We start from the raw sequence: 13304 nt of genomic DNA, 5'->3' as shown, positions 1-13304 counted from the left end.
TCCAGAGTTTAGTCACAGACTTATCCACAGGCCTGACGGACATAAATCAGTCATATACCTGTGTCTATAAACAGGTTGACAAAGCCCTCGACAGGCCGCGAAAAAGTCCTTGATCAAAAAACGACCATCGCGCTACAAGCCACGGTTTTAAAGGCCTTCAGCAGAGTACTACCACGTTACCCACAGCCGGTTCCACAGTAGGTGGGGACAAGTCAAAACTGTGACAAAACAGGGATTTGCGGCGGCTATATGTCGCGCTTTGGAGGGGAGCCAGATTTGTTTTCCACAATTTGGTATCGGCCTTATGAACACCGTAAAACAAATGTGGGAGCGGGCTTGCTCGCGAAGGCGGTGGATCAGTTTCAGATGTTCTGACTGACACACCGCTTTCGCGAGCAAGCCCGCTCCCACAGGGGCCTGCGTCAAACTTCAGGTCAGTGCCCGCCGAGATAGGCGTTGCGCACTTCCTCGTTCACCAGCAGCTCTTTACCCGTGCCTGTCAGGCGAATCTCGCCGTTGACCATCACATACGCCCGATCCGACAAGCGCAGCGCATGGTTGGCGTTCTGCTCCACCAGGAAGATGGTCATCCCGGTAGACGCCAGCTCGCGCAACGTCGAGAAGATCTGCTTCACCACAATCGGCGCCAGGCCCAGACTCGGCTCGTCCAGCAGCAACAGCTTGGGCCGGCTCATCAGCGCGCGGGCGATGGCGAGCATTTGCTGCTCGCCGCCGGACATGGTCATGGCCCGCTGGTTACGCCGTTCCTTGAGCCGTGGGAACAACTCGAACATGCGCTGCATGTCTTCCTGGGCGTATTTGTCGCCAATCGGGATGGTGCCCATCAGCAGGTTTTCCTCGACGGTCATGTCGGGGAACACCCGCCGCCCTTCCGGCGACTGCGCGATGCCGTTGGAGGCGATGTAGTGGGACGACTTGTGGGTAATATCGACGCCGTTGTACAGAATCTGCCCCGACTCGGCCCTTGGTTGGCCGAAGATCGACATCAGCAGCGTGGATTTACCCGCGCCGTTGGAGCCGATCAGGCTGACGGTTTCGCCTTCGTTGATGTGCAGCGAGACTTTTTTCAAGGCCTGGATCGGGCCATAGAACACGTCCAGGTCCTTCATTTCGAGGATAGGTCCGCTCATACCAACTCCTCTTCGTCGGCGCCCAGGTAGGCGGCAATCACTTTCGGGTCGTTGCGGATCGCATCCGGGCCGCCTTCGGCGATCACGTTGCCGTGGTCAAGCACCACGATGTGGTCGGAAATACTCATCACCATGCCCATGTCGTGTTCGATCAGCACCACCGTAAGGTCGTGTTCGTCGCGCAACAGGCGAATCATCGCGCTGAGGGCTTCGGTTTCCTGGGGGTTGAGGCCAGCAGCCGGTTCGTCGAGACAGATGATCTGCGGCCGCGTGCACATGGCGCGGGCGATTTCCAGGCGCCGTTGTTGGCCGTAGGAAAGTTCGCCAGCGAGGCGGTTGGCGCAGTCCACCAGGTCCACCACCTCCAGCCAGTAGAAGGCGTGGTCGAGGGCGTCGCTTTCGGCCTTGCGGTAGCCTTTGGTGTTGAGGATGCCCGCGAGCATATTGCGGTTGACCCACATGTGCTGGGCCACCAGCAGGTTTTCCACCACCGACATTTCCTTGAACAGGCGAATGTTCTGGAAGGTCCGCGCCAGGCCAGCGCGGTTCACCAGATGGGTGCCGCCGAACATCTTGTAGAACACCCGGCTGAAAAAGCTTTTGGGCGACACGAAGTCGGTGGGCTGGAAGCGCTCGCCGAGCAGTTGGATCACGTTGGTGCGCTTGCCGCGCACGTTGAGTTCGATCTTGCCGCCGCTGGCTTTGTAAAAGCCGGTGAGGCAGTTGAACACCGTGGTCTTGCCCGCTCCGTTGGGGCCGATCAGGGCGAAGATCGAGTTGCGTTCGACCTTGAGGCTCACATCGCTCAAAGCCTTGATGCCACCGAAGTGCATCATCAAATGTTCCACAGAGAGGACGACTTCCTTGCTCATGGCGCTACCCCCTTGCGTGGTGTCACACCGGTCCGGCTGATGCGGATCAACCCGCGCGGTCGCCAGATCATCATCACCACCATCAACACACCAAACAGCAGCACGCGGTATTCGGAGAAGCTGCGCAGCAGTTCCGGCGCAACCGTCAGCACGAACGCGGCGATCACCACGCCCACCGTCGAGCCCATGCCACCCAACACCACGATGGCCAGGATCAGCGCCGACTCGAAGAAGGTGAACGACGACGGGTTGACGAAGCCTTGGTAACTGGCGAAGAACACCCCGGCAAGACCTGCGGTGGAGGCACCGATGGTGAACGCCGAGAGCTTGACCAGCACGTGGTTCAGGCCCATGGAACGGCAGGCGATTTCATCTTCGCGCAGGGCTTCCCAGGCACGCCCGACCGGCATGCGGGTCAGGCGGTGCTTGATGTACAGCACGGCCAGCACCACCAGGAACAGCACGATGTAGATGAACATGAACTTGATGTTGGGGTTGTAATCGATGCCGAAGAACTCGTGGAACGGAATCCCGCCGTCCTTCGCCTTGCGCCCGAACTCCAGGCCAAGGAAGGTCGGCGACGGCACCGGCATGCCGTTCGGGCCGCCAGTGAACGACAGCCAGTTGTTCAGCACCAACCGGATGATTTCACCAAAGCCCAGGGTCACGATGGCGAGGTAGTCGCCGTGCATTCGCAACACCGGGAAGCCGAGTATGCAGCCGGCCAAAGCCGCCGCGATGGCCGCCAGTGGCAGTACCGTCCAGAAACCCAGGCCGAGGTACTGATACCCCAGGGCCAGGCCGTAGGCGCCGATGGCGTAGAACGCCACGTAACCCAGGTCGAGCAGGCCGGCCAGGCCAACCACGATGTTCAGCCCAAGGCCGAGCAATACGTAGATCAGCCCGAGGATCACCACGGTCAGCAGGTATTTGTTGGCGAAGATCGGGAACACGATGGCAATCACGATCAGTGCCGGGATAATCCAGCGCAACCGCGACTTGTAGTCCGGCGCCAGCACATGCACACCCGAACCGCTGCTCTCGAAACCTTGCAGGACCTTGAGGCCCTTGGGCGTTTGCAGGAACAGGCTCAGGGCAAACCGGCCGACCATCACGATGGCGACCAACGTGGCCACGCGGGCCGGTTCCAGGTTGAAGCTATAGCCGTCGAGGACTACGCCGACGATCGGGCCGAACACGACCAGGGAAATAAGCCCGGCAAGGATCGTATCGACCACACTTTTCTTGATATCGATGGGTTTGGCAGCAGACATGTTTACACCTTAGCCACGAGTGGGCGACCCAGCAGGCCCTGGGGACGGAAAATCAGAATCACCACCAGCAGGGAGAAACTGAACACGTCTTTGTAGTCAGAGTTGATCAACCCCGAGAACAGCGACTCGGAGATGCCGAGGATGATCCCGCCGAGCATCGCCCCAGGCAGGGAGCCGATGCCGCCGAGAACCGCAGCGGTGAACGCCTTGATGCCGATGATGAAGCCGGCATAGAAGTCGAAGGTGCCGTAGTTGAGGGTGATGAGCACACCGGCGAGGGCGGCCATGGCGGCCCCGATGACAAACACGTAGGAAATCACGCGGTCGGTGTTGATGCCGAGGATCGAAGCCATCTTGCGGTCTTGCTGGGTGGCGCGGCACATGCGGCCGAGCTTGGTGTACTTGATCACGTAGGTCAGCAGGGCCATGCCCGCGAAGGCGGCGACCAGGATGAAGACCTTGGTGTACGTCAACTGCACGAAACCGGTGCCGATCTCGACACGCCAGGCCCCGGCCAGCAAGGTGGGAATCCCTTGTTGCTTGGCGCCCTGGGCGATCTGTGCGTAGTTCTGCAGGATCAGGGAGATACCGATGGCGCTGATCAGCGGGGCCAAGCGGGTGGAGTTGCGCAGCGGTTTGTAGGCGACACGCTCGATGACCCAACCGTACACGCCGGTGACGACCACGGTGAAGATCAAGGTGCCGAGAATGAGCAGCGGGAAGGATTCAATGCCGAAGTAGGCCAGCAGGGCCAGAGTGATCGCCGCGAGGTAAGCGGAAATCATATAAACCTCGCCGTGGGCGAAGTTGATCATGCCGATGATGCCGTAGACCATTGTGTAGCCGATGGCGATCAGGCCGTAGACCGACCCGAGGGTCAGGCCGTTGACCAGTTGCTGCAGGAAAATACCATCCATAACGCAATCTCACGCGGTGAGCACCTGCACACCTGTGGGTGTGCGGCGCTTCTGGAGGAAAAGACAGATCTTGATCACAACACAGTCCCCCTGTGGGAGCGGGCTTGCTCGCGAAGGCGGGGTGTCAGAAACACATTCAGAGACTGACACGCCGCATTCGCGAGCAAGCCCGCTCCCACATTAGGTCCGCGGTGTTTGTACTTACTTCTGTTTTTCCAGCTGATGGTATTTACCGTCTTTATCCCACTGGTAAACCACGTAGTCGGAGATTTTCAGGTCGCCCTTGCCGTCCCATTCCTTTTTGCCCATGACGGTCTGGACCGGGTTGGCCTTGAGCCATTTGGCCGCGTCTTCGCCCTTGTTGGACTTGGCGCCGTTGAAGCCGGCAGCCAGGGCCTGGACCGAGGCGTAGGCGTACAGGGTGTAGCCTTCAGGCTCGGTGCCGTTTTTGCGGAACTCTTCCACCACGGCCTTGCTGTCCGGCAGCAGGCGCGGGTCGGCGCCGAAGGTCATGTAGACGCCGTCGACGTATTGCTTGCCGCCAGCGGTGGCGACCAGTTCGTCGGTGACGATGCCGTCATCGGACATGAACTTGACGTCTTTCAGGCCGGCTTCACGGATCTGGCGAACCAGTGGACCGGCTTCCGGGTGCAGGCCGCCGAAGTACACGACGTCGGCGCCCAGGGAACGGATCTTGGTGACCAGGGCGCTGAAGTCTTTCTCGCCACGGGTCAGGCCTTCTTCCAGCACCGGCTTGACGCCACGCTTGGTCAACTGGGCAGCGGTGGCATCGGCCAGGCCTTTGCCATAGGTGTCCTTGTCGTTGATCACCGCGACTTTCTTGCCCTTGAGTACGTCGACGATGTAGTCGCCGGCGACGATGCCTTGCTGGTCGTCACGCCCGCACATACGGAACATGGCACCCAGGCCGCGCTCGGTGACTTGCGGGTTGGTGGAGCCAGGGGTGATGGCGATGATGCCCGCTTCGTCGTAGACCTCGGACGCCGGGATGGTGTTGGACGAGCAGAAGTGCCCGACCACGCCGATGACTTTGTCCTGATCGGCCAGGCGGTTGGCCACGGCTACGGCCTGCTTGGGCTCGCAAGCGTCGTCGCCGGCCACCAGGACGATTTTCTCGCCATTGATGCCACCAGCCTTGTTGATGGTATCGGCCGCCGCCTGGGCACCCTTCATGTACTGCTCACCGAAAGCGGCGTTGGCACCCGTCATGGGCCCCGCTACGCCAATCTTCACATCAGCTTGAACAAACGTAGAAACACCCAGGGCCGCTGCAACGGCGAGGGCAAGAAAACCTTTCTTGTAAAACGTCTGGGACATGAGTGGTGCTCCGATATTTTTGATTTTTGGCACTACAACTTGCGTTCAAACTTTCCACTGAAAGCCCAGAGCAAAGCGCGTGCCAGTAGGTTTTTATTCTTCAAAAAGACACGGTGTCATTGGAATTACAGGCGTTTCGGCTCCGTTCGTCAGGACGTGCAACCCTCTAGGATCAATAGGTGCAACCAATGAGCGAAAAAAGTACAACCCTGGCAGGTCGCACCTGCAACCAGGCCTATAAACGACAGTACCTACAGCTGTAACAGGCTGCGTAACGGAACTGCACATTTACAGTGCGCGACTGCTACGACTTGCACCAATACAGATTAGTAGCCTGCTAAGAAAATGCGGGCTTCTGAGCGGTATTTCGCTGATCAGATCACGATCCGCAGACATTGCCCGGCGTGATACAGCGAGAATCCAGCCTCATACAAGCAACTGCGCAGGCCCACCCCGGCCAGCGGCTGCATGGGTGCAAACGGGATCGGTAAGGCCTGGGGATTCTGGTGACATAGATAGTCGGCGAACGCCTTGCCGACCACACTGCCGGTGGTCACGCCACGCCCGTTATAGCCGGTAACGGCCACCAGCCCCGGCGCCGGTTCGAACAGGCGCATCAAGTGGTCGGGAGTGAAGGCGATGCAGCCGGTCCAGGTGTACTCCCACTGCACCGATTTGAGGTACGGGAAGTAATGCTGCTGCACCCGATCGGCCCACGCCTTGAGAAACCAGGCGGGTTTCTGGTTGCCATTGCCCAGGCTGCCAAGGAGCAGGCGGCCATCGGCGTCACGGCGGATGCTGCTCAGTACTTGGCGGGTGTCCCACGAGCCCTGGCCACCGGGAAGGATCTGTTGGGCAGCGGCATCCGTCAGCGGCGTCGAAGCGACCTGATAGTAGTAGCCGGGGAAGAAATTGCGCCGCAGTTCGGTCCATTCGCCTTCGGTGTAGGCGTTGGAGGCGATCACCACTTGGCTGGCCTGCACCGAGCCCTGGACGGTCTGCACCGACCAGTGCGAGCCCTGGCGTTCCAGCTGCGTGACCGGCGAATGATCGAACAACTGCCCGCCCAAGCCGACGGCAGCATTCGCCAGACCACAGGTGTAGGCCATCGGGTTCAAGGTGCCGGCGCGCCGGTCGAGCAAGGCAGCGGCGATTTTCTGCGTGCCGGTGGCCTGCTCACAGGCCTGGCCGGTGAGCAGCTCCACCGGCGCACCACGGCGCTTCCATTGTTCTTCGCGGCTGCGCAAATCCGCCTCGCCCCGGGCGTTGTGCGCCATGTGCAAGGTGCCCTCGCGGCGCAATTGGCAATCGATGTTGTACTTGTCGATCAGGCTGAACACCAGTGCCGGCGCCGCACCCAGCATGCGATTGAGCTGGCTGCCGACCGCTTCGCCAAAACCGGCTTCGATGTCATCCGGCGGGATCCACAGCCCGGCGTTGACCAGCCCGACATTGCGCCCCGAACCACCGTGGCCGGTGCGATGGGCCTCCAGCACGGCGACGCTTTTACCTTGTTCCAGCAAGTGAATGGCCGCTGACAAACCGGTGATCCCGGCGCCGATCACGCACACATCCACCTTGACCTCGCCCTTGAGCGCGGCGCGGTCTGGCCGGCTGGGGGTGAGGTGTTCCCACAAACATGTTTCGCGTAATGCCATTGCCAGACTCCGATGAGACCCAACAAACCACTCAATTCAGTTTCGACTTGGTAATCCAATCAAATGTGGGAGCGGCGGTGCGACGATTCGACTTGCTCGCGAATGCGGTGGATCAGCTGTAAATCTGTTGACTGACACACTGCATTCGCGAGCAAGCCCGCTCCCACATTTTCAACCGCGTTCCGACAGTGTTTTAGTCGAAGGTAATACCTTGGGCCAGCGGCAGTTCCAGCGAGTAGTTCACGGTATTGGTCTGGCGACGCATATACCCGCGCCATGCATCCGAACCCGACTCACGCCCGCCGCCCGTCTCTTTCTCCCCGCCAAACGCGCCGCCGATCTCCGCGCCGCTCGGGCCGATGTTGACGTTGGCGATGCCACAGTCACTGCCCACCGCCGACATGAACTGCTCGGCCTCGCGCACGTCCGTGGTGAAGATGCACGACGACAAGCCTTGCGGCACCGCATTGTTCAGGCGCAAGGCTTCGGCGAAATCGGTGTAGCCGACCACGTACAGGATCGGCGCGAAGGTTTCGGTGCACACCACGTCGCTTTGCTCGGGCATTTCCACGATGGCCGGCGACACGTAGTAGGCATTCGGGAAGGTGTCTTCCAACTGACGCTTGCCGCCGAACACCTTGCCGCCTTCGCTCAAGGCTTGCGCCAGGGCATCCTGCATATTGTCGAAGCCGTGTTTGTCGATCAGCGGGCCGATCAGGTTGCCTTCCAGCGGGTGGCCGATGCGCACCTTGGAATAGGCGGCCTTGAGGCGGGTGACGATTTCTTCCTTGACCGATTCGTGAGCAATCAACCGGCGCAAGGTGGTGCAGCGCTGGCCGGCAGTGCCGACAGCGCTGAACAGGATCGCGCGCACGGCCATGTCGAGGTCGGCGCTGGGGCCGAGGATCATCGCGTTGTTGCCGCCCAACTCAAGGATGCTGCGGGCAAAGCGCGCGGCGACTTTGGGCGCCACTTCGCGGCCCATGCGCGTGCTGCCGGTGGCGCTGATCAGGGCGACACGCGGGTCATCCACCAACGCGGCGCCGGCATCGCGACCGCCGATGATCACTTGGCTGAGGTACGGCGGCGCATCGTTGAAGTTCTTCACCACGCGCTCGAACAACGCCTGGCAGGCCAGGGCGGTGAGCGGGGTCTTTTCCGACGGTTTCCAGATCACCGCGTTGCCGCACACCAGCGCCAGGGCGGTGTTCCACGCCCACACCGCGACCGGGAAGTTGAAGGCACTGATCACGCCGACCACACCCAGCGGGTGCCAGGTTTCGCGCATATGGTGGCCAGGACGCTCAGAGGCGATGGTCAAGCCGTAGAGCTGGCGGGACAGGCCGACGGCGAAGTCGCAGATGTCGATCATCTCCTGCACTTCACCCAAGCCTTCCTGGGTGATCTTGCCGGCTTCCCAGGAGACCAACTCGCCGAGGTCGGCCTTGTATTCGCGCAGCACCTCGCCAAATTGGCGCACCAGCTCACCGCGACGCGGCGCCGGCACTTTGCGCCAGGCCTCGAATGCATGCTCGGCGCGACTGACCTGTTGCTCCACCTCGGCGGCACCTTCCCAGTGCACACTGCCGATACGGCTGCCATCAATCGGCGAATGCACGGGTTGTTTCCCCGCCTGGTACAGCGCCGGGTTTACCCCGAGACGATCAAGCAATGCGGCAACCATGGGTCACTCCTTCAGTCTGCAGACCTAAAAATTCGCGCCGCGAGGAACACGACGATCCAGAGCTTATTTGTAGCTGGCGCAAGACTTGCCAACAAACGACGATTAGGCGAGATATCATTCCATTAATTCATGCAAAACATAAAAAGAGGCACAGCGTGCTGAACAAAAGACATTTGCCCTCGATCACCGCCCTGCAGTGCTTCGAAGCCGCCACCCGCCACCTGAGCTTTACCCGCGCCGCCGAGGAGCTGAACCTCACGCAAAGTGCGGTGAGCAAGCAGGTGGCGCAGTTGGAAGAACTGCTCCAGCACCTGCTGTTTCGCCGCGTGCGCCGACGTTTACAGATGACCCCGGCGGGCGACCTGTACCTGGTGGAAGTGAGAAAAATCCTCACGCAAGTGGAGATGTCCACCCACTACCTGCGTTCCTACGGTGGCGAGACCGAAGTGCTACGGGTGTCCACGCCCTACACCTTCGGCGCCCGCTGGCTGGTGCCGCGCCTCAAGGGCTGGCGGCTGCGTCACCCGCAGATCCATCTGGACCTGTGCAACGAACAAGACCCGGACGAGCTGCTGCAAGGCAAGGCCGACATGGCCTTCTACTTCGGCCAAGGCTCACGCCCGGGCACCGAGAGCCTGAAATTGTTCAGCGAAGAGCTGGTGCCCGTCTGCGCCCCGGACAGCCTGCCCGCGCAGCCATTCACCGACCCGACGCAACTGAGCGACTTGGTGCTGCTGCAAAACGCCTCGCGCCCCCAGGGCTGGCACGACTGGTTCGCCAGCCAGGGCTACCAGACCGAACACAGCTACCACGGACCGCGTTTCGACACCTTTTACATGTGTATCCGCGCGGCGCAGGTGGGCTGCGGCGTGGCGCTATTGCCACGGTTCCTGGTGGAGGAGGAATTGGCCGACGGCAAACTGGTAATCCCCTGGCAGCATGCGATGCCGAGCCAGGACGCGTACTACCTGGCGTACCCGGAGCATTCGGCGGAGGTGCCGAAGGTGCGGGAGTTTGTGAGGTGGATGATGGAGCAGGTGATTTAGCGTCTGAAATGACGCCTTCGCGAGCAAGCCCGCTCCCACACTTGAAATGCATTCCAAATGTGGGAGCGGGCTTGCTCGCGAAGGCACAAGTGGTCGCCACAAAAATGCCAAGCTGAAAAAACACTGGCAAACCACCCCCCGCCTATGCGCCACTAGCCCCCATCCTTAATTGTGCGTAAAGGTCGGCGCCCATCGCCGATCCGTCTGGAGAGTCCCGTTATGAGCGAGAGTGTGTTTGCCGATCGCATCGTGCAGAACCTGCTCGACACCGACTTCTACAAGCTGACCATGATGCAGGCGGTGCTGCACAACTACCCGAATGTGGAAGTTGAATGGGAGTTTCGTTGCCGCAACAGTGAGGATCTGCGCCCGTACCTGGCGGAAATCCGCTACCAGATCGAGCGCCTCGCCGAGTTGAGCCTGAGCCCCGACCAACTGGGTTTCCTGGAGCGCATCAGCTTTATGAAGCCGGATTTTTTGCGCTTCCTCGGGCTGTTCCGCTTCAACTTGCGCTATGTGCAGACCGGGATCGAGAACGGTGAGTTGTTTATCCGCCTGCGCGGGCCGTGGCTGCATGTGATCCTGTTTGAAGTGCCGATGCTGGCCATCGTCAGCGAAGTACGTAACCGCTATCGCTACCAGAGCGTGATCCTCGAACAGGCCCGCGAGCAGTTGTACCGCAAGTTCGATTGGCTGACGGCCAACGCCAGCAGCGATGAATTATCCGAACTGCAAGTCGCCGATTTCGGCACGCGCCGGCGTTTTTCGTACCGGGTGCAGGAGGAAGTGGTCAACGTGCTCAAGCATGACTTCCCCGGCCGTTTCGTCGGCACCAGCAACGTGCACCTGGCCCGCGAGCTGGACATGAAACCGCTCGGCACCATGGCCCACGAATGGATCATGGCCCACCAGCAACTCGGCCCGCGCCTGATCGACAGCCAGATCGCCGCCCTCGATTGCTGGGTCCGCGAATACCGTGGCCTGCTGGGCATCGCCCTGACCGATTGCATTACCACCGATGCGTTCCTCGGCGATTTCGATCTGTACTTCGCCAAGCTGTTCGACGGCTTGCGCCACGACTCCGGTGATCCCGTGCAGTGGGCCGAAAAAGCCATCGCCCACTACCACAAGCTGGGCATCGAGCCGATGAGCAAGACCCTGGTGTTCTCCGACAGCCTGTCGCTGCCCAAGGCGCTGGAGATCTTCCGGGCGCTGCGTGGACGGATCAATGTGAGCTTTGGCATTGGCACCAACCTGACTTGCGATATTCCAGGGGTGGAACCGATGAGCATCGTGCTTAAAATGACCGCCTGCAATGGCCAGCCCGTCGCGAAAATTTCCGACGAAGCGGGCAAGACCCACTGCACCGATCCGAACTTTGTCGCCTATTTGCGTCACGTTTTCAAAGTACCTGCCATCTCTAGCAAGGAGTGAATCATGCAAGCCGTACAGCGTGAGATTGCTGAACAACTCAAGGTCCAAGCGCCGTTCAACGACCAGGCGGCCCTGGAGGCCGAGGTGGCCCGCCGCGTGGCCTTTATCCAGGATTGCCTGCGCAATTCCGGGCTGAAGACGTTGGTGCTGGGCATCAGCGGCGGCGTCGACTCCCTGACCGCCGGCCTCTTGGCCCAGCGCGCGGTAAAAGAACTGCGCGAAAACAGCGGTGATGCGGCCTACCGCTTTATCGCGGTGCGCCTGCCGTACGAAGTCCAGTTCGATGAAATCGACGCCACGGCCTCGGTGGACTTTATCGAGCCGGACGAGCGCCATACCGTCAACATCGGCCCCGCGGTGAAAGCCCTGGCGGCTGAAGTGGCGGCGTTTGAAGGCAAAGCCGCAGTTTCCCGCGACTTCGTGCTGGGCAACACCAAGGCGCGCATGCGCATGGTGGCGCAGTACACCGTCGCCGGCGCGGCCGGTGGCTTGGTGATCGGTACTGACCATGCGGCGGAAGCGGTGATGGGCTTTTTCACCAAGTTCGGTGATGGTGCGTGCGACCTGGCACCGTTGAGCGGGCTGGTGAAAAACCAGGTGCGTTCGATTGCACGCTACTTTGGCGCGCCGGAATCGTTGGTGGAGAAGGTGCCGACGGCGGACCTGGAAGACTTGTCGCCGGGCAAGCCGGACGAGGCGTCACATGGCGTGACGTATGCGGAGATTGATGCGTTCCTGCACGGTGAGCCGGTGCGTGAGGAAGCGTTCCGGATTATCTGCGAGACCTACCGCAAGACTGCCCACAAGCGGGTTATGCCGTTCGCGCCGTGAGGTGGGCCTGGCAAGTTCTGTATTGATTGTTAAGTCGCCTTCGCGGGCAAGCCCGCTCCCACACTTGACCGCGCTCCAACAGGGGAATGCGGTCGAATGTGGGAGCGGGCTTGCCCGCGAAGAACGATAACGCGGTCTTACTTGACGACCACCGTGCCTTTCATCATCGAGATGTGGCCCGGGAACGAGCAGAAGAACGCGTAGTCAGTCCCGGCGGCCAGTTTCGACACGTCGAAGGTCACCGAATCTTTCTCGCCGGCACCGATGATCTTGGTGTGGGCGATGATGCGTGCATCACCTTCCTTCAGGTAGTTCTTGTCGATGCCAGCGGCCATGCCGTCAGTGGCAACCGGTTGCATGTCGGCCGCGCTGGTCAGTACCCAGTTATGGCCCATGACGTTTTTCGGCAAGCTGCCCGAGTGTTCCAGGTTCACGGTGAACGTCTTGCAGCTCTTGTCGATCGTGATTTCCTTGGTGTTGAAGGACATCTGGTCAGTGGAGTCGACGGTGACCTTGCACTCTGCAGCAAGCAACTGGCCGCTAGCCAGAGTCAGCAGGGAAACAGCAACGAGTTTGGCGAACATGTGAATCTCCAAGGCAGGGTTTAAAAAACGCGGATTGCGACAAGGGTGCCTCAAGCAGGCATGAGTTCTTATGATCTGAGTCAACAGATTGTATACAACTTTAGGCTATCAGACTTATCAACACAATCTAACGGCCAAAGTACTACGACCACCCTATGATCGGCCCACCAACCACTGGAGCCCGCATCATGCACCTCGACCAACTGTTCAACGGCCTGCTGGCCGCTTACGCCTGCGGTAAGTGAAGGCCAAGCGCGCTGCTAAGCTGCTACCATGGCAGCCCAAGGCAGCTGCGCGCCGCCACCCTCACCTTCGACCCTAGAGGATCGCCCATGGCCAAACCTAATTACTCCTTCGCCAAACGTCAGAGAGACTTGGCCAAGGAGCAGAAGAAAGAGGAAAAGCTGCAACGCAAGAAAGCCGCTGCAGAAGACGAAGCCAATGGGCTGAGCACCGATGTCGATGCTGAAGAAACGAACGACGAGAGCGAAACGCCAAAAGATCCGGCGCAATAA

Annotated in this window: 12 protein-coding genes; 4 read left to right on the top strand and 8 right to left on the bottom strand. The window is 60.4% G+C overall.

All coding sequences use genetic code 11. From position 1 onward, the window contains the following. Positions 1-434 precede the first annotated feature (434 nt). The 7 genes from AC3ISR_RS02800 to amaB form a co-directional block, all read right to left on the bottom strand. Complete coding sequence (locus AC3ISR_RS02800) at positions 435-1151, bottom strand: ABC transporter ATP-binding protein (protein WP_192300242.1); 717 nt, start codon at positions 1149-1151, stop codon at positions 435-437. Next, positions 1148-2023 (bottom strand): ABC transporter ATP-binding protein, encoded by an 876-nt coding sequence (locus AC3ISR_RS02795; protein WP_192300243.1) that lies wholly within the window; start codon positions 2021-2023, stop codon positions 1148-1150. The genes AC3ISR_RS02800 and AC3ISR_RS02795 overlap by 4 nt, the downstream gene beginning before the upstream one ends. Then, positions 2020-3297 (bottom strand): high-affinity branched-chain amino acid ABC transporter permease LivM, encoded by a 1278-nt coding sequence (gene livM, locus AC3ISR_RS02790; protein ID WP_192300244.1) that lies wholly within the window; start codon positions 3295-3297, stop codon positions 2020-2022. Before livM ends, AC3ISR_RS02795 begins: the two co-directional genes overlap by 4 nt. Positions 3298-3299: 2 nt before the next feature. Then, on the bottom strand, positions 3300-4214 hold the full coding sequence (locus AC3ISR_RS02785; RefSeq protein WP_463984630.1) for an ABC transporter permease subunit: 915 nt from the start codon (positions 4212-4214) through the stop codon (positions 3300-3302). A 201-nt stretch (positions 4215-4415) separates the two neighbouring features. Further along, positions 4416-5552: a branched-chain amino acid ABC transporter substrate-binding protein gene (locus AC3ISR_RS02780; protein ID WP_192300246.1), complete on the bottom strand. Its 1137-nt coding sequence runs from the start codon at positions 5550-5552 to the stop codon at positions 4416-4418. A 374-nt stretch (positions 5553-5926) separates the two neighbouring features. Next, positions 5927-7210 (bottom strand): L-pipecolate oxidase, encoded by a 1284-nt coding sequence (gene amaA / locus AC3ISR_RS02775; protein WP_489324572.1) that lies wholly within the window; start codon positions 7208-7210, stop codon positions 5927-5929. Between the two features lie 193 nt (positions 7211-7403). Next, on the bottom strand, positions 7404-8894 hold the full coding sequence (amaB, locus tag AC3ISR_RS02770) for an L-piperidine-6-carboxylate dehydrogenase (RefSeq protein WP_192300248.1): 1491 nt from the start codon (positions 8892-8894) through the stop codon (positions 7404-7406). A 155-nt stretch (positions 8895-9049) separates the two neighbouring features. On the opposite strand from amaB, the gene AC3ISR_RS02765 reads away from it, so the two are divergent. The 3 genes from AC3ISR_RS02765 (at position 9050) to nadE (ending at position 12205) form a co-directional block, all read left to right on the top strand. Then, complete coding sequence (locus tag AC3ISR_RS02765) at positions 9050-9940, top strand: LysR family transcriptional regulator (protein ID WP_463984628.1); 891 nt, start codon at positions 9050-9052, stop codon at positions 9938-9940. Positions 9941-10159: 219 nt separating this feature from the next. Further along, positions 10160-11374, top strand: coding sequence for a nicotinate phosphoribosyltransferase (gene pncB / locus AC3ISR_RS02760; RefSeq protein WP_192300252.1), 1215 nt, complete (start codon positions 10160-10162; stop codon positions 11372-11374). 3 nt (positions 11375-11377) lie between these two features. Then, entirely contained in the window at positions 11378-12205 is an 828-nt protein-coding gene (gene nadE, locus AC3ISR_RS02755) for an NAD(+) synthase (protein WP_192300253.1), read from the top strand. Positions 12206-12342: 137 nt separating this feature from the next. Here nadE and azu read toward each other — a convergent pair whose 3' ends face one another. Next, the gene (azu, locus tag AC3ISR_RS02750; RefSeq protein WP_192300254.1) at positions 12343-12789 is read right to left on the bottom strand and encodes an azurin; all 447 of its coding nucleotides are present in this window, start codon (positions 12787-12789) and stop codon (positions 12343-12345) included. A gap of 332 nt (positions 12790-13121) precedes the next feature. On the opposite strand from azu, the gene AC3ISR_RS02745 reads away from it, so the two are divergent. After that, positions 13122-13304, top strand: coding sequence for a hypothetical protein (locus tag AC3ISR_RS02745; RefSeq protein WP_192300255.1), 183 nt, complete (start codon positions 13122-13124; stop codon positions 13302-13304).

The organism is Pseudomonas sp. GL_117 (assembly GCF_057835125.1).
Note: the sequence above shows the minus strand (reverse complement) of the source record. Positions and strands in the feature narration are given on the sequence as shown.

Excerpts from the sequence above, each read along its gene's own strand:
- AC3ISR_RS02800 (WP_192300242.1), bottom strand. The coding sequence starts at position 1,151 with ATGAGCGGACCTATCCTCGAAATGAAGGACCTGGACGTGTTCTATGGC.
- AC3ISR_RS02795 (WP_192300243.1), bottom strand. The coding sequence starts at position 2,023 with ATGAGCAAGGAAGTCGTCCTCTCTGTGGAACATTTGATGATGCACTTC.
- livM (WP_192300244.1), bottom strand. The coding sequence starts at position 3,297 with ATGTCTGCTGCCAAACCCATCGATATCAAGAAAAGTGTGGTCGATACG.
- AC3ISR_RS02785 (WP_463984630.1), bottom strand. The coding sequence starts at position 4,214 with ATGGATGGTATTTTCCTGCAGCAACTGGTCAACGGCCTGACCCTCGGG.
- AC3ISR_RS02780 (WP_192300246.1), bottom strand. The coding sequence starts at position 5,552 with ATGTCCCAGACGTTTTACAAGAAAGGTTTTCTTGCCCTCGCCGTTGCA.
- amaA (WP_489324572.1), bottom strand. The coding sequence starts at position 7,210 with ATGGCATTACGCGAAACATGTTTGTGGGAACACCTCACCCCCAGCCGG.
- amaB (WP_192300248.1), bottom strand. The coding sequence starts at position 8,894 with ATGGTTGCCGCATTGCTTGATCGTCTCGGGGTAAACCCGGCGCTGTAC.
- pncB (WP_192300252.1), top strand. The coding sequence starts at position 10,160 with ATGAGCGAGAGTGTGTTTGCCGATCGCATCGTGCAGAACCTGCTCGAC.
- nadE (WP_192300253.1), top strand. The coding sequence starts at position 11,378 with ATGCAAGCCGTACAGCGTGAGATTGCTGAACAACTCAAGGTCCAAGCG.
- azu (WP_192300254.1), bottom strand. The coding sequence starts at position 12,789 with ATGTTCGCCAAACTCGTTGCTGTTTCCCTGCTGACTCTGGCTAGCGGC.
- AC3ISR_RS02745 (WP_192300255.1), top strand. The coding sequence starts at position 13,122 with ATGGCCAAACCTAATTACTCCTTCGCCAAACGTCAGAGAGACTTGGCC.